The sequence below is a fragment of the Brevundimonas sp. genome, assembly GCF_035626535.1.
Lineage (GTDB): Bacteria > Pseudomonadota > Alphaproteobacteria > Caulobacterales > Caulobacteraceae > Brevundimonas.
Genome location: NZ_DASPNO010000037.1, coordinates 1 through 14,340 on the forward strand (window position 1 = coordinate 1; position 14,340 = coordinate 14,340).

Genomic DNA, 14,340 nt, shown 5'->3' on the forward strand with positions numbered 1-14,340 from the left:
GTGCCGAAAAGGGAAAAGCCCAGGAGCTGGTTCGCCCACATGTCGACACCGCCGAGCGCAACCCCGCCGAGCGTGCCGAGCCGGGACCAGAGCGGCTTGACGTTCCTGACCCGAAACAGGTCGCGGCCGATCTCCGAGCCGCGCCAGGCGCTCTCATATCCATCGAGCGTGTCGTGCGCCCGCCCCTCGGCGAGCGCTGCCGCGACGTGCTCGGCGGCCAGCATGCCCGACAGCATCGCGTTGTGGCTGCCTTTAATGCGCGGCACGTTGACGAAGCCGGCCGAGCAGCCGATCAGGGCGCCCCCCGGGAAGGACAGCTTCGGCACCGACTGGAAACCACCCTCGGTGATGGCGCGGGCGCCGTAGGAGATACGCGTGCCGCCCTCCAGATGCCCGGCGATCGACGGGTGGTGCTTGAAGCGCTGAAACTCGTCGAAGGGCGACAGCCACGGGTTCCGGTAGTTCAGGTGCACGACGTAGCCTATGGCCACGTAGCGGTCGCCGAAATGGTACATGAAGCTGCCGCCGCCGGTGAACTCGTCCAACGGCCAGCCGGTGGTGTGCTGGGCCAGGCCGGGCTGGTGCTTCTCGGCCGGGACCTGCCACAGCTCCTTGAGACCGATGCCGAATTTCTGGGGCTCGGCCGTGTCGCACAGGTTGTGGCGGGCCATGATGGTCTTGGCCAGGGAGCCGCGCACGCCCTCGGCGATGAAGACGTATTTGCCGTGCAGTTCGATGCCGGGCTGGAAGTCGCTGGTCGGCTTGCCGTGGCGGTCGATGCCGAAGACGCCGGCGACGACGCCCTTCACGCGGCCGGTGGGCTCGTCCCACACGACGTGGCTGGCGGCCATGCCGGGATAGACCTCGACGCCGAGCGCCTCGGCCTGTTCGGCCAGCCAGCGGCACAGGTTGCCGAGGGAGGCGATATAGCAGCCGTCGTTGTGCATCAGCGGCGGCAGCAGGAACATCGGCAGCGAGGCTTCGCCCTGCGGGCCGAGAACGAGGAAGCGGTCCTTCGCCACCGGCGTTTCCAGCGGCGCGCCGCGTTCCTTCCAGTCAGGGAACAGTTCGGACAGGGCGCGGGGGTCGATGACCGCGCCGGAGAGGATGTGGCCGCCGATTTCGGCCGACTTCTCGAGCACGGCGACGGAGATGTCCTTGGCGTCCGTCACCGCCCGCTGCTTCAGGCGAATGGCGGCGGCCAGACCCGAAGGACCGCCGCCGACGATGACGACGTCGTATTCCATCACCTCGCGCTCAACCCCGGCGAGAGCCTCGGCGGGCGGCAGCTTGTCGATCACGGCGTCCTGCCAGGCGTTCGTCGCGCCGCCTTCGATAGCGTCCTCGGCCATGGCTGGAATCCTCGTCGTCGTCAGGGTCTTGTGGGTGACGCCTTATCCGAAGGTGACGCCGGGGCGGTCAAGGACTATCCCTGTGCCGGCCCGCCCATGACTTCGCACAGCCTGACCCCCGCCGCGACCGAAAGCCTGCTCGCCTTCTGGCGCGACGCGGGCGTCGACGCCTGTTTCGCGGATACGCCGGTCGATCGCACTCATGTGCAGCCGCCACCCGCCGTGAAGGCGGTGGCCAGGGCGACGGCGGCGGTCACGCCGGTGGTCGACGCGTCCGACGCCGTGGCCGAGGCGCGCCGATTGGCGGCCGGCGCGGAGACGCTGGAGCAGCTGGGCGAGGCGATCGCGACCTTCGAAGGCTGCCCCCTGCGCGGACTCGGAGCGCGGCAGTCGGTGTTCGCGCGCGGCAACCCCGAGGCCCAGGTGCTGGTCGTCGGCGAGGGGCCGGGCGCGGAAGAGGACGAGCGTGGCCAGCCGTTCGTCGGCAAGGCCGGAAAGCTGCTGGACCGGATGCTGAAGGAAGCCGGGCTGGAGGGCCGGGTCTTCATCACCAACACGGTGTTCTGGCGGCCGCCGGGCAACCGCACCCCCACTCCGACGGAGCAGGCCGTGTGCGCGCCGTTCGTGGAGCGGGCCTTCGCCCTGCTGAGGCCGAAGGCGGTGCTGCTGGTCGGGGCCGCGGCGTCCAAGGCGGTGCTGGGCGTGGACGAGGGCATTCTCAAGCTCAGAGGCCAGTGGCGCGAGTGGCGGCTGGCCGAGGGCGGTGTCTCGGCGCCGGCCATGCCGACGCTGCATCCAGCCTTCCTGCTGCGCCAGCCGATCGCCAAGCGGCAGGCCTGGGCCGACATGCTGTCGCTGGCGGCGCGGCTGAACGACAGCCAAGCTCGTTAACCCGCCCGACTCAAAACCGCCCCAAAATGGGGTCAATCCTTGACACGGGCCGGGGCGAGTGGCGCCTTTCTGGCCTGACGACCGAACGAACAGCGCAAGGTGGATCGAGTCGAGACGATCCGCAGGACGCTCTAAGGGGGGCCGCCTTCAGTGCCGATTTCTTTCCGCCGCGCGTTTTTCGCGCCGACGACCGCTCTGGCGTTCGCCCTGTGCCTCGGCGCCGCCCTGCCTGCGCATGCCGAAGAGGATGAGCGCCGCGGCGGCGTCTCGGCGCTGAGCCCGGCGGACCGCCTCAGCTACACCACCGCCTTCGACGCCCTGCGCCGCGGCGACCTGGAGGCCGCCCGCGCCTCCGCCCGTCAGGCCAACGATCGGGTGCTGCTGGGCCAGGTCGAGTTCGAACGGCTGTTCCACCCCGACTATTCGGCCACCTACGAAGAGCTGGCGGCGTGGCTGGAGGAGTATGCCGACCTGCCCTGCGCCCCGCGCGCCTACAATCTGGCCCTGCGCCGGCGCCCGGACGGCGCGCCCGAGCCGAAACGGCCGGCGAGCGTCAGCGGCCGGACCTGGTCCAGCGTCGTGGCGGCCGGCGGAGGCGCCGATCCGAACGACCCGACCAAGGCGGCGCGGATCGCGCTGAACCATGACGACCTGAACGGCGCCGTGACGCTGGGCGAACAGATCGGCGACTGGTGGGTGGTGGGACTGGCGCAGTACCGGCTGGGCGAGTACGGCAAGGCCGCCAACGCCTTCGAGCGCGTGCTGGACGATCCGACCGAGGACGGCTGGGTCCGCTCAGGCGCCGCCTTCTGGGCTGCCCGCAGCGCCGCCCGTTCGGGGCAGCAGGACCGGGTGCAGCCGCTGCTGCGTCAGGCCGGCGCCTGGCCCGCGACCTTCTATGGCCAGATCGCCTTGCGCCAGCTCGGCGAAGAACCGGCGATCCAGAACCTGGGGCCGACGCCCTATCAGTCGACCGGCCTTCAGCGGGTGAGCTATCAGCCGGATGAGGCGGGCGATGTCGGCGCCGACGAACTGAACGCCTTCATCCGCTCCGACGACCGCGCCCGGCGCACCGTGGCCTATTACGAAGTCGGACGGGGCACGGATGCGCGCGACGAACTGCGCACCGGCCTTAGGTCGGAGCTGACGGAGCGTGGACGCAAGCTCTGGGCGGCGCTGGCCCGGGCCCTCGGCCCGCGCGTGACCGGCGTCAGCGACGACGGGCGGCGCATCGACGCCGACCGCTATCCGCAGCCGGTCATCGAGCCCGAGGGCGGCTTCACCATCGAGCGCTCGCTGGTCTACGCCATCGCCCGCAAGGAGACCGACTTCAACGCCCGTGCGCGCTCGGCGGTGGGAGCCTACGGCCTGATGCAGGTGATGCCGACGACGGCGGCCGAACTGGCCAACGACCGCGCCTTCGTGTCCGATCCGGAACGGCTGTACGACCCGGCGGTGAACGCCCGACTGGGGCAGGCCTATGTCAGCAAGGTGCTGGCCATGCCGGCGATCAACGGCGACCTGCTGAGGGTGGCGGCGTCCTACAACGCCGGGCCGGGACCGATGGTGGCGGCGGTGCGCAAGCTGGGTCCCGATGCCGATCCGCTGCTACTGATCGAGACGATCGATGTGCCGCAGGCCCGCGACTATGTCGAAAAGGTCGTGGCGGCCTACTGGATCTATCAGCGCCTCAACGGGCGACCGCTGAACACGCTGGACGCGGTGGCCTCGGGGGCGACCCTGGTGCCGCTGGCGCTGGACTATGTGCCGCCTCCGCCGGAACAGACGCTGGAGGTGGCTTCGATCCCCGTGGTCGGCGGCTAGAGGCCGGCGATCAGCAGCGCCGGCAGACAGCAGGCGATGACGATCAGCAGGCCGTAGACCATCAGGCTGGGGCGGCGGGGTTGGGGCTGTTCAACGGGCATCGACATGGCTGACCCTGAACGCAGACGCGTTGGCGAGGGTCCCTGAATATCAGTGTTGTCTTAAGGCGGCGTTCCAGCGTGCGGTTAACGCAACGCCTCGGCGGACCACTCGAGGAAGTCCGGCTGGGCCAGCAGGGCGTCGCGGTAGGCCGCCGCCGGGCCGTCGTCGCCGTAGGCCGCGAGGTCGATCTGGAAATGCCGGAAGCGGGTGGCGACGGGCGTGAAGAAGGCGTCCGGAACCGACCATTCGCCGAACAGGTATGGCCCGCCGGCCCCGAAGCGGCTCCGCATCTGCTTCCACAGGCTGACGATGCGGCGGATGTCGCGCTCCACGGCCTCGCCTTTCGGCGGGGGCGAGCGGTCCGGGCCGACCATGGTGTGGTCCGGGCCCATGCCGCAGTCGGTCCGCAAGCCCATGAAGCCGCCGTGCATCTCGCAGGCGGCGGAACGGGCCAGCCAGCGGGCGTGGGCGTCGGCGGGCCACAGCCGCGCCTCGGGATAGCGTTCGGCGCACCAGACCGAGATGGCCATGGAGTCCCAGATGGTCTCGCCCTCGACCCTGAGCAGGGGCACGAGGCGGGAGGGAGAGATGCGCTCCAGTTCCGCCTGTCCGGCCGGCGAGTAGATGTCGATCTCGCGCACGGTGAAGTCGGCCTTGCAGCGCTTGAGCACCAGCCACGGGCGCAGCGACCATGTCGAATAGAGGCGGGGGCCGATGATCAGTTCCATGGGGCGGGCTCCTCGCTGACGACGACTTGGCCATACGGGGCTTCGCACTCTTGCGCCAACGAGTTTGAGGCGGGCCGGCACAAGCTGCGCTTGACTCCCGACGGCCCGGGACCGACACCCCGCGCCCATGATCACGCGCTATTCACGCCCCGCCGCCGTCGATATCTGGTCGCAGGAGACCAAATACCGGATCTGGTTCGAGATCGAGGCGCACGCCGCGACGAAGATGGCCGAGTTGGGAGTGATCCCCGCCGAGGCCGCCGAGGCGATCTGGGCCAAGGGCGAGGACGCCGTCTTCGATGCCGACCGGATCGACGAGATCGAGCGGACGACCAAGCACGACGTTATCGCCTTCCTGACCCACGTGGCCGAGATCGTCGGCGACGAGGCGCGTTTCCTGCACCAGGGCATGACCTCGTCGGACGTGCTGGACACCTGTTTCGCGGTTCAGCTGGCGCGCTCGACGGACCTGTTGATCGAAGGCGTCGACCGGGTGCTGGCGGCGCTGGAGACGCGGGCGAAGGAGCACAAATTCACGCCGTGCGTGGGCCGCAGCCACGGCATCCACGCCGAGCCGGTGACCTTCGGCCTGAAGCTGGCCGGCTATCACGCCGAGTTCCAGCGGGCGAAGCGACGCCTGCTGACGGCGAAGGAGGAGATCGCCACCTGCGCCATCTCCGGCGCGGTCGGGACGTTCGCCAACGTCGACCCGGCGGTCGAGGCCTACGTGGCCGACAGGATGGGCCTGCAGGTCGAGCCGGTGTCGACGCAGGTGATCCCGCGCGACCGGCACGCCGCCTTCTTCGCGGCGCTGGGCGTGACCGCCTCGTCCGTCGAGCGGCTGGCGGTGGAGATTCGTCACCTGCAGCGCACCGAGGTGCTGGAGGCCGAGGAATTCTTCGACAAGGGCCAGAAGGGCTCGTCGGCCATGCCGCACAAGCGCAATCCGATCCTGACGGAGAATCTGACGGGCCTGGCCCGGCTGGTCCGCTCGGCGGTCGTGCCGGCTATGGAGAACGTCGCCCTCTGGCATGAGCGGGACATCAGCCACTCGTCCGTGGAACGCGGCATCGGCCCGGACGCGACGATCCACCTCGATTTCGCCCTGCATCGTCTGGCCGGCGTGGTCGAGCGGCTGAACGTCTATCCGGAGAACATGGCGAAGAACCTGAACCTGCTGGGCGGGCTGGTGCATTCGCAAAGGGTCATGCTGGCTCTGACGCAAGCCGGCGTGTCGCGCGAGAGCGCCTACGCCGCGGTGCAGGAGAACGCGATGAAGGTGTGGCGGGGCGAAGGGGCCTTCCTCGACTTCCTGAAGGCCGACGAGCGGGTGACGCTGCCGGAAGCGCAGCTCGAGGCGCTGTTCGACATCGGCTATCACACCAAACACGTGGACACGGTGTTCGCGCGGGTGTTCGGAGGCTGAGGCCATGATGATCGGCATGATCGCCCTGTTCGCCGCACTGCTCGGCCAGGATCCCGGCGGTCCGGGCGAGCGCGGACAGGTCGTCAAGACGTTCGACCCGCCGCCGAGGGGGATCGCCCGCTGCCTGAGGGACCTTCCCCGCGGGCGTGAATTCGCGGTCCCGATCCTCTGCGAGGTCAACTCCATCGGCGGCCCGACCCGTTGCGAGTTCGAGCCCGGGACGCCCCGGGAACTCCGCTACGCCGCGGAATGCGCCTCCCGCGGCTATGACTTTCGCTGGGAGAACGGCAAACCCGCGACCGGCCAGCGGGTGTACTTCACGGTCAGGATGAGAACCCTCTGACCCGCAAGCGGGCCTTCGAGCCGGTCGTCGACGCGAAGACGCGGCTGCTGATCCTCGGCAGCCTCCCGGGCGACGCCTCGCTGAGGGCCTCGCAGTACTACGGCCACCCCCGCAACGCCTTCTGGCGGCTGATCGGCGGCGTGATCGGGCGCGACCTCGCCGCCCTGCCCTACGAGGCCCGCCTGGCGGCGCTCGGGGCGGCCGGGGTCGGTCTGTGGGACGTGATCGCCAGCGCGGAGCGGCCCGGCAGCCTCGACGCGGCGATCCGCCAGCCGGAGGCGGCGGATCTGCGAGGGCTGGTCGCGAACCTGCCGAACCTGCGGGCCGTGGCTTTCAACGGCGGAACGGCGGCCCGGCTGGGACGCGCGGTGCTGGCGAATGCGACGAACGCGGTCCTGATCGACCTGCCGTCCTCCAGCCCGGCCCATGCGCGGCCGTTCGAGGAGAAGGCCGCGGCGTGGGGGGTGCTCGCCGGCTGGCTCGACCAGCAGTCGTTCATCGACCGTCGCGTGCGGAATAATTTCGCGCCGACGCATCCTTTCTCAGGCTGAGCCATATTCATTTACGGGGCCGCCGGGAAGGCGGCGCCGTAGAGGGGATGCGGCATGACCTCGACCCGATCCGTGCTGGCCGCGCTGGCGGCCGTGGCGCTGACGCTCACGGGTTGCGACCGGCAAGAGCCGGAGACCGATGCGGCGGCGACCCCGGCGGCGGCTCCGGCGCAGACAACCGCCGCGGACGGTACAATCCTGACCATGGCCCAGCGCGATCCGGACTTCACCACCCTGGTCAGCGCCATCCAGACGGCCGGAATGACGGAGACGCTCAACGGCGGCGGGCCGTTCACGATCTTCGCCCCGACCAACGCCGCTTTCGAGAAGGTGCCGGCGGCGAGGCGGGACGCGCTGACGACGCCAGAGGGCCTGCCCGACCTGCGGCGGCTGCTGACCTATCACGTGGTCCCTGCGCGGCTGGACGGCGCCAGTCTCGTGCAGCGCGTTCAGGCCGGCGGAGGCTCGCTGACGCTGACCACCCTGCAGGGCGGCGTGCTGACGGCGCGCGTCAATGCGGTTGGATCGATCGAGCTGACCGACGCGGCGGGCGGGAAATCGCGCGTGGTTGAGGCGGACATGATCGCGTCGAACGGAGTCATCCACGCGATCGACACGGTCGCCGAGCCCGGCTGACGGGCGACACGGAATACCGGCGCCGCCCTCTCCCCCACACGGCGCCGGCGGCGGATCGCCCCCAATCGATCCGCCCCGAAAGGCCGCAGCCGAAAGGCCGCGGCCTTTCCTCGTCAGAGATCCCGGAGGCGCTATTCGCCGTTGCGTATCTGCTCGCGGGCGACGGAGGACAGTTCGTCCATCTTGCGGCGGATTTCGCCTTCGGAGACGGTCAGGCCCGCGCCCTCGAGGTCCTGGGCGATCTTGCGGTAGACGTCTTCCTCGCCTGGTTGCTCGAAATCGGCGCGAACCACGGCGCCGGCGTACTGATCAGCGCTGTCGGCCGACAGGCCCATCTTCTCGGCGGCCCACAGACCCAGCAGCTTGTTGCGCCGGGCGATCGCCTTGAATTCCTGTTCCTGATCGAGGGCGAACTTGGACTCAAAGCCCTTTTCCCGATCGTCGAAGGTCGTCATGGGCGTCTGCAGGCTCCGTCAGGCGGCGCGATATGTGGCCGCGGTCGTGGAGGTCTATAGCCCCCCGGGAGCCGAACGCAACGGAAACCCTGACGGTTCAATACAGGCCGCCGTTTGTGTCGCAGCGCGGCTTCCGGTAAGGGAGGGCCGACCAATTCTCCCGCCCGCCCGATTCCGGATCGCGCCGCCCAGACCACCGTGCTGGCCGCGCGATTTTCGTTTCTGGCGAGGCCCCGCCCGGACCCGTGATGATGAACGTCAAGCGCAAGAAGCTCTACGAGGGCAAGGCCAAGATTCTGTATGAGGGGCCCGAGCCCGGCACCCTGATCCAGTATTTCAAGGACGACGCCACCGCCTTCAACGCCCAGAAGAAGGCGATCCTCGAGGGCAAGGGCGTCATCAACAACCGCATCAGCGAATTCGTGATGTCGCGCCTGAACGGCATCGGCGTGACCAATCACTTCATCAAGCGGCTGAACCTGCGCGAGCAGCTGATCCGCGAGGTCGAGATCATTCCGCTCGAGGTCGTGTGCCGCAACATCGTCGCCGGCTCGATGAGTCAGCGCCTCGGAATTGACGAGGGCACGCCCCTGCCCCGCTCGATCATCGAATTCTACTACAAGAAGGATGAGCTCAACGACCCGATGGTCACCGAGGAGCACATCACCGCCTTCAACTGGGCTTCGACCCAGGAGCTGGACGACATCCTGGCGATGACGGTGCGGGTGAACGACTATCTGTCGGGCATGTTCGGCGCGGTCGGCATCACCCTGGTGGACTTCAAGATCGAGTTCGGCCGAATCTGGGAGAACGACTTCTCGCGGGTCATCCTCGCCGACGAGATCAGCCCCGATTCGTGCCGTCTGTGGGACAGCACCACGGGCGAGAAGCTGGACAAGGACCGCTTCCGCCGCGATCTGGGCAACGTCATCGAGAGCTACACCGAGGTGGCCCGTCGCCTCGGTATCATGAAGGACATGCCGACCGTGATTCAGGGGGGACTGCACTGATGGCCAGGGTGAAAGTTCACGTGTTCCTGAAGCCAGGCGTGCTGGACGTGCAGGGCAAGGCCGTCGAAGGCGCCCTGCACGGACTGGGCTGGGCCGGCGTCGCCAACGCCCGCGTCGGCAAGCTGATCGAGTTCGACTTCGACGGCGCCGATCCGGCCGTCGAAGCCAAGAAGATGTGCGAGACCCTGCTCGCCAACACGGTCATCGAAAGCTACCGCATCGAGGTCGCGTGAAACGGAGCCTGAAGCTGGCCATCGCCCTGTTCGTTCTGGCCTCGTGCGTGATCTTTGCGGCGGCGCTGGCGGGCGGACTGATGGACGAGACCGCCTTCACGCCGGCGGCCAAGGAAGCGGCGCACTAGAGGCGACTTGCGGCGCGCGGCTGCGCTAGAGTGCCTCCGACCGCAGCAGGAGGACGCGCCGATGACCTTCACCCTCAGTTCCAACGACATCACCGACGGCGGCATGCTGCCGGACGCGCAGGTCTATGCGAAGGGCAACACCTCGCCGCATCTGAAATGGTCAGGCGCACCCGAGGGGACGAAGAGCTACGCAGTCACCTGTTTCGACCCGGACGCGCCAACGGGGTCCGGCTTCTGGCACTGGACGGCGGCCAACATTCCCGCAGACGTGACGGAGCTGGCCGCGGGGGCGTCCAGCCGGGGCATGCCGGCGGGCACGGTGCAGGGCCGCACCGACTTTGGCGAGACCGGCTACGGCGGGGCGGCGCCGCCGCCGGGGCATGGACCGCACCGCTACATCTTCACGGTCTTCGCCGTCGACACCGACAGGCTGGACGTGACGCCCGACAATTCGGGCGCGGTGTTCGGCTTCAACCTGCATTTCCATACGCTGGCCCGGGCGTCCGTCACGGCGACGTACGAGAACAAGGGCTGAAGCCGATGGAAGAGATGGTCAACCGGGAATACGCCGAGCGCATTCTCCGGCCGCCTCTTCTGTTCGCGCAATTGATGGCCGCGCCGCTGGTCGAGATCCGGGGCGCCGTCCTGCCAGGGACCCCGGCGATCTATGCCTTCTATCTGGCTGGAGAACCCGTCCATGTCGGCCGAACCCGCAATTTGCGCCAACGCCTGCGGGGTCATGTGAGTAACAGCCACTACTCGGCCTCGTTCGCCTTCAAGCCGGCGCGGGGTGCAACCGGCCTGACGGCGACTTATCGCAAGGGCGAGGGACGGGCCGCGCTGTTGGAGAATCCCGTTTTTCGCGATGCCTTCGACCATGCCCTGGCAGAGGTTCAGGGCATGTCGGTCCGCTATCTCGCCGTGGCTGATCCGATCGACCAATACCTGCTCGAGCTCTATGCCGCCCTCGAACTCGGTACGTCGCTTTCGGAGTTCGATACTCATTGACGACCCGCCCTGACATCGCCGCCGAACGATGCTAGAGGCGCGCCCATGAGCGCAGCCGTCATCGTCTTCCCGGGGTCCAACTGCGACCGCGACTGCAAGGTCGCGATCGAACGCTCGACGGGCGAGACCGTCGACATGGTCTGGCATCAGGAGACGGAACTGCCGTCCGGGCTGGACCTGATCGTGCTGCCGGGCGGATTCTCCTACGGCGATTATCTGCGCTGCGGGGCCATGGCGGCGCAGTCGCCGGTGATGCAGGCGGTGAAGAAGGCCGCGGACAACGGCGTGGCCGTGGTCGGCATCTGCAACGGCTTCCAGATTCTGTGCGAGGCCGGGATGCTGCCGGGCGCCCTGCTGCGCAACGCCGGGCTGAAATACGTCTGCAAGCCGATCAGCCTGACCGTCGCCAACGGCCAGACGCGCTTCACCTCGGGCTATCAGGGCCAGCGTGAAGTGGTCATGACCCAGGGCAACGGCGACGGAAACTATTTCGCCGACGCCGAGACCCTGGCCCGGCTCGAAGGCGAGGGCCAGGTGGTGTTCCGCTATATCGACAATCCGAACGGCTCGGTCGCCGATATCGCCGGCATCCAGAATGCTCGCGGCAATGTGCTGGGGATGATGCCCCACCCGGACCGGGCCTTCGAGAACGAGCTGGGCTCCGCCGACGGCGCCATCCTGTTCCGCAGCGTGCTCGCGGCGGCCTGAACCGTCCTTCGGACTTGACCCGAACGGCCGATACGGCCGAACTCGCCCGATCGTCGCGTGGGGGCCGGCCATGTTCATGAGCGAACGCCAGAAGATGATCTCGGGCCTGCCGTACAACCCCGGCGACCCCGAGCTTCAGGCTGATCAGACCACCGCCAAACACTGGATGGCGCGCTACAACGCCTCGCTGGCGTCGACGCCGGCCGAGCGGCGCGATCTGCTGCGACAGAGGCTGGGCGAAGTCGGCGAGGGGGCTGTGATCCGCCCGCCGTTCCACTGCGACTACGGCTACAATATCCGGCTGGGCCGCAACGTCTTCCTGAACTTCAACTGCGTCATCCTCGACGTCTGCGAGGTCGACATCGGCGATCAGACCCAGATCGGACCGGGCGTGCAGATCCTGACCGCCGACCATCCGCGTGACGCGGCCGAGCGGGCGGCGGGGGTCGAGTTCGGCCGGCCCATCGTGATCGGCTTCAACGTCTGGATCGGCGGCGGGGCGCTGATCCTGCCCGGCGTGACCATCGGCGACGACGCCATCATCGGCGCCGGAGCCGTGGTGACGCGCGACGTGCCCGCAGGCGCGACGGCCGTCGGCAATCCCGCGCGGATCCGGCTCTAGACGTCGTCGGCGCGGCGACGGTCGCCGTCGGCCGAACCCTGGACGCCGATCGACTGGTCCAGCGCATCATCGTCGTCGGCATTGAGAGAGGCCCCGTCCTCCATCATCGGATCCTCGTCGGCGGTGCGGACGCCGCCCGGATCGCGCTGGGCGTTCAACTCGCGCTCGCCGAAGCCGAGTCCCTGCTCGCGGGCGCGATCCGCCTGCACGGTGTTGGTTTCGAAGTTCGGACTTTCCTTCGGGCGGTCGGGTTCGTCGGCCATGGCGGTCTCCTTTGCAGGGAGAACCCCCGCGCGGAGAGAGGGGTTCCGGGGCGGTGAACCAAGCGCGGACCCGGCGCGTAGTGTCGGCACGTCCTCGCGCTGCAGGAGCCCCCCGCATGTCCTCGATCGTCCGCGCCACCGCCGTCCAGGTCACCCGGCGCCTGATCGTGTTGGCCAGCGCCGTCTTCGCCGTGGTCGTCGCCCAGGCGCAGATGCTGGTGGGCTGGGGTCAGACTCCGGCCGAGTTCTCGGCCGACAGCGACGCGACGCTGAGGGTGGCCGGCTACGCCTTCTCGATCTGGGGCGTGATCTATGTGGCGATCCTGGCCTACGCGGTGCGGCAGGCGATGCGGCAGACCGGCGAGAGCCTGCTGATCCACCGCTTCGGCTGGCCGTCCATCGTCGCATTCCTCGGCATCGGCTGGTGGGTCGTCGCGGCCGCCTTCGACTGGGAGGCGGCGACCGTGGTGCTGATCTTCGGATCGCTGGCCGCGCTGTTGCTGCCGCTGCTCCACAACGCCGACGCCATACGGGCGCTGGGGCGAACGGAGCGGGACCGCTGGCTCGTCGTCTGGCCGTTGGCCCTGCTGGCCGGGTGGTTGACCGTGGCGGCGCCGCTGAACCTGCTCACCGTGCTCACGGGCAATGAGGCGCTCCCGGCCGCGCCGGGCCCGACGGTGTGGGCCATGCTTGCCGTGGTCGTCGTGGCTCTGGTGGCGCTCGGGATGACCGCGCGGCTGCGGATGCTGGCCTACGCCCTGCCGGTCGCCTGGGGCCTGCTGGGCGCCTTCGTGGCCGAGCAGGAGCGCAATCCGCCGCTGGCCTATGCCGCGCTGGCCGCAACCGCGGCGGTGCTGGTGGGAGCGGTGATCCTGACCTTCCGGCTCCGCCCCGGAGTCGAGCGAGCGAACGCCGACTAGTCCGCCTCGGGATTGTCCCGCGGGTCGTGATCGGGATTCCCGACGTCGAAGGCCCCTCTTTCGTCGAAGCCGACGCTGCCGACGCCGACGGCCGAACCGGTCAGGCGCTGACGGCGGCTGGTCATGGCCAGTTCCGGGGCGGCCTCGTCCATGGCCCGGGTGATCTCCGGGTCGTTGGAGCGGTCCATTTGCTGGTGATCCGGGGGGGTCGGCGTGGTTTCGGAGGGCGTCCGCGACATCAGTCGTTCTCCCCCGCGACGTCGTCGTTGGCGGCCTGTTTCGCGGCCCGTTCGGCGGCGGCGCTGGCCCCCGCGTCGTCGGCGGCGATCTCGGCGGCGTTGCGATCTTCGGGCGTGGCGGCGGGATCGATCGGCTGGTCCGTCATGGCGGCCTCCATTGGCTTCGGAGGACTCAATGGCGGGCCGGCGACGATGTTCCGCCGGGAACGGCTGACAGGGGCCACGACTGCGGCTAGAAGGCGCGGCCATGAGCGCTCCCGAAAAGAACATGGCCGAACTGGCCGCCGAATACGGCCTGGCCGCGAACGAGTATCAGGTCGTCCTCGACCGGCTGGGGCGCGAACCCAACCAGGTCGAGCTGGGCGTGTTCTCGGTGATGTGGTCGGAGCACTGCTCCTACAAATCGTCGAAGATCCATCTCGGCAAATTCCCGACCAAGGGGCCGCGGGTGATCTGCGGGCCGGGCGAGAACGCCGGGGTCATCGACATCGACGACGGCGACGCCTGCATCTTCAAGATGGAGAGCCACAACCACCCCTCCTACATCGAGCCCTACCAGGGTGCCGCTACCGGCGTCGGCGGCATTTTGCGCGACGTCTTCACCATGGGGGCGCGGCCGATCGCAGCGCTGAACGCGCTTCGCTTCGGCGACCCGGAACATCCCCGGACTAGACATCTCGTGGCGGGAGTGGTGGCCGGCATCGGCGGCTACGGCAATTCCTTCGGCGTGCCGACGGTGGGCGGCGAGGTGAACTTCCACCACCGCTACAACGGCAATTGCCTGGTCAACGCCTTCGCGCTCGGCATCGCCCGGGCCGACGGCATCTTCTTTTCCAAGGCTGAAGGCGTCGGCCTGCCGGTCGTCTATCTCGGCGCCAAGACCGGGCGCGACGGCGTCGGC

The 14,340-nt window shown here is 68.9% G+C and carries 21 protein-coding genes; 15 read left to right on the top strand and 6 right to left on the bottom strand.

All coding sequences use genetic code 11. The features are described 5' to 3' along the window. Positions 1 to 1,352 (bottom strand): NAD(P)/FAD-dependent oxidoreductase (locus VEC04_RS05450; RefSeq protein WP_324774624.1); only part of this gene is annotated, 1,352 nt, incomplete at its 3' end. 96 nt (positions 1,353 to 1,448) lie between these two features. Between VEC04_RS05450 and VEC04_RS05455 the strand changes: the two genes are divergently transcribed. Continuing rightward, positions 1,449 to 2,243: a uracil-DNA glycosylase gene (locus VEC04_RS05455; RefSeq protein ID WP_324774625.1), complete on the top strand. Its 795-nt coding sequence runs from the start codon at positions 1,449 to 1,451 to the stop codon at positions 2,241 to 2,243. Between the two features lie 150 nt (positions 2,244 to 2,393). Further along, positions 2,394 to 4,067, top strand: a complete 1,674-nt coding sequence (locus tag VEC04_RS05460) for a lytic transglycosylase domain-containing protein (protein WP_324774626.1) — start codon at positions 2,394 to 2,396, stop codon at positions 4,065 to 4,067. A 185-nt stretch (positions 4,068 to 4,252) separates the two neighbouring features. Here the strand turns inward: VEC04_RS05460 and VEC04_RS05465 are convergent, their stop codons facing one another. Next, positions 4,253 to 4,897 carry a glutathione S-transferase gene (locus tag VEC04_RS05465; protein ID WP_324774627.1) on the bottom strand — a complete coding sequence of 215 codons (645 nt, stop codon included), beginning with the start codon at positions 4,895 to 4,897 and terminating at the stop codon, positions 4,253 to 4,255. Positions 4,898 to 5,024: 127 nt separating this feature from the next. Between VEC04_RS05465 and purB the strand changes: the two genes are divergently transcribed. Genes purB through VEC04_RS05485 form a run of 4 tightly spaced genes read left to right on the top strand, consistent with a single transcriptional unit; the run spans position 5,025 to position 7,853 of the window. Then, positions 5,025 to 6,323: an adenylosuccinate lyase gene (gene purB, locus VEC04_RS05470; protein WP_324774628.1), complete on the top strand. Its 1,299-nt coding sequence runs from the start codon at positions 5,025 to 5,027 to the stop codon at positions 6,321 to 6,323. A gap of 4 nt (positions 6,324 to 6,327) precedes the next feature. After that, entirely contained in the window at positions 6,328 to 6,666 is a 339-nt protein-coding gene (locus VEC04_RS05475) for a hypothetical protein (RefSeq protein ID WP_324774629.1), read from the top strand. Then, positions 6,663 to 7,217, top strand: a complete 555-nt coding sequence (locus VEC04_RS05480; RefSeq protein WP_324774657.1) for a DNA-deoxyinosine glycosylase — start codon at positions 6,663 to 6,665, stop codon at positions 7,215 to 7,217. Before VEC04_RS05475 ends, VEC04_RS05480 begins: the two co-directional genes overlap by 4 nt. A 54-nt stretch (positions 7,218 to 7,271) precedes the next feature. Next, complete coding sequence (locus tag VEC04_RS05485; protein WP_324774630.1) at positions 7,272 to 7,853, top strand: fasciclin domain-containing protein; 582 nt, start codon at positions 7,272 to 7,274, stop codon at positions 7,851 to 7,853. Between the two features lie 131 nt (positions 7,854 to 7,984). Here VEC04_RS05485 and VEC04_RS05490 read toward each other — a convergent pair whose 3' ends face one another. Then, complete coding sequence (locus tag VEC04_RS05490; protein ID WP_324774632.1) at positions 7,985 to 8,308, bottom strand: DUF1476 domain-containing protein; 324 nt, start codon at positions 8,306 to 8,308, stop codon at positions 7,985 to 7,987. A gap of 251 nt (positions 8,309 to 8,559) precedes the next feature. Between VEC04_RS05490 and purC the strand changes: the two genes are divergently transcribed. From purC to VEC04_RS05525, 7 genes are all read left to right on the top strand, one after another. Then, a complete protein-coding gene (gene purC, locus VEC04_RS05495) occupies positions 8,560 to 9,318 on the top strand; it encodes a phosphoribosylaminoimidazolesuccinocarboxamide synthase (protein ID WP_259548361.1) in 759 nt (252 codons plus the stop codon). Further along, positions 9,318 to 9,551, top strand: coding sequence for a phosphoribosylformylglycinamidine synthase subunit PurS (gene purS / locus VEC04_RS05500; RefSeq protein WP_324774638.1), 234 nt, complete (start codon positions 9,318 to 9,320; stop codon positions 9,549 to 9,551). Before purC ends, purS begins: the two co-directional genes overlap by 1 nt. Further along, positions 9,548 to 9,679, top strand: coding sequence for a hypothetical protein (locus VEC04_RS05505; protein ID WP_324774640.1), 132 nt, complete (start codon positions 9,548 to 9,550; stop codon positions 9,677 to 9,679). The genes purS and VEC04_RS05505 overlap by 4 nt, the downstream gene beginning before the upstream one ends. A 61-nt stretch (positions 9,680 to 9,740) precedes the next feature. Then, positions 9,741 to 10,214: a YbhB/YbcL family Raf kinase inhibitor-like protein gene (locus tag VEC04_RS05510; RefSeq protein ID WP_324774642.1), complete on the top strand. Its 474-nt coding sequence runs from the start codon at positions 9,741 to 9,743 to the stop codon at positions 10,212 to 10,214. A gap of 5 nt (positions 10,215 to 10,219) precedes the next feature. After that, a complete protein-coding gene (locus tag VEC04_RS05515) occupies positions 10,220 to 10,687 on the top strand; it encodes a hypothetical protein (protein WP_324774644.1) in 468 nt (155 codons plus the stop codon). Positions 10,688 to 10,732: 45 nt separating this feature from the next. Continuing rightward, positions 10,733 to 11,395 (top strand): phosphoribosylformylglycinamidine synthase subunit PurQ, encoded by a 663-nt coding sequence (gene purQ, locus VEC04_RS05520; RefSeq protein ID WP_324774645.1) that lies wholly within the window; start codon positions 10,733 to 10,735, stop codon positions 11,393 to 11,395. A 70-nt stretch (positions 11,396 to 11,465) separates the two neighbouring features. Beyond that, positions 11,466 to 12,017, top strand: coding sequence for a sugar O-acetyltransferase (locus tag VEC04_RS05525; RefSeq protein ID WP_324774647.1), 552 nt, complete (start codon positions 11,466 to 11,468; stop codon positions 12,015 to 12,017). Here VEC04_RS05525 and VEC04_RS05530 read toward each other — a convergent pair. Beyond that, a complete protein-coding gene (locus tag VEC04_RS05530; protein ID WP_324774648.1) occupies positions 12,014 to 12,280 on the bottom strand; it encodes a hypothetical protein in 267 nt (88 codons plus the stop codon). The two genes, VEC04_RS05525 and VEC04_RS05530, sit on opposite strands and share 4 nt — an antisense overlap. Before the next feature lie 116 nt (positions 12,281 to 12,396). Here VEC04_RS05530 and VEC04_RS05535 point away from each other — a divergent pair, with 116 nt between their 5' ends. After that, the gene (locus VEC04_RS05535; protein WP_324774649.1) at positions 12,397 to 13,200 is read left to right on the top strand and encodes a hypothetical protein; all 804 of its coding nucleotides are present in this window, start codon (positions 12,397 to 12,399) and stop codon (positions 13,198 to 13,200) included. On the opposite strand, the gene VEC04_RS05540 is transcribed toward VEC04_RS05535, so the two are convergent. Both VEC04_RS05540 and VEC04_RS05545 read right to left on the bottom strand, forming a co-directional pair. Beyond that, on the bottom strand, positions 13,197 to 13,439 hold the full coding sequence (locus tag VEC04_RS05540) for a Tat pathway signal protein (protein ID WP_324774651.1): 243 nt from the start codon (positions 13,437 to 13,439) through the stop codon (positions 13,197 to 13,199). The genes VEC04_RS05535 and VEC04_RS05540 overlap by 4 nt on opposite strands. Next, complete coding sequence (locus VEC04_RS05545; protein WP_324774653.1) at positions 13,439 to 13,585, bottom strand: hypothetical protein; 147 nt, start codon at positions 13,583 to 13,585, stop codon at positions 13,439 to 13,441. The genes VEC04_RS05540 and VEC04_RS05545 overlap by 1 nt, the downstream gene beginning before the upstream one ends. Before the next feature lie 101 nt (positions 13,586 to 13,686). Here VEC04_RS05545 and VEC04_RS05550 point away from each other — a divergent pair. After that, positions 13,687 to 14,340 (top strand): AIR synthase related protein (locus VEC04_RS05550; protein WP_324774655.1); only part of this gene is annotated, 654 nt, incomplete at its 3' end.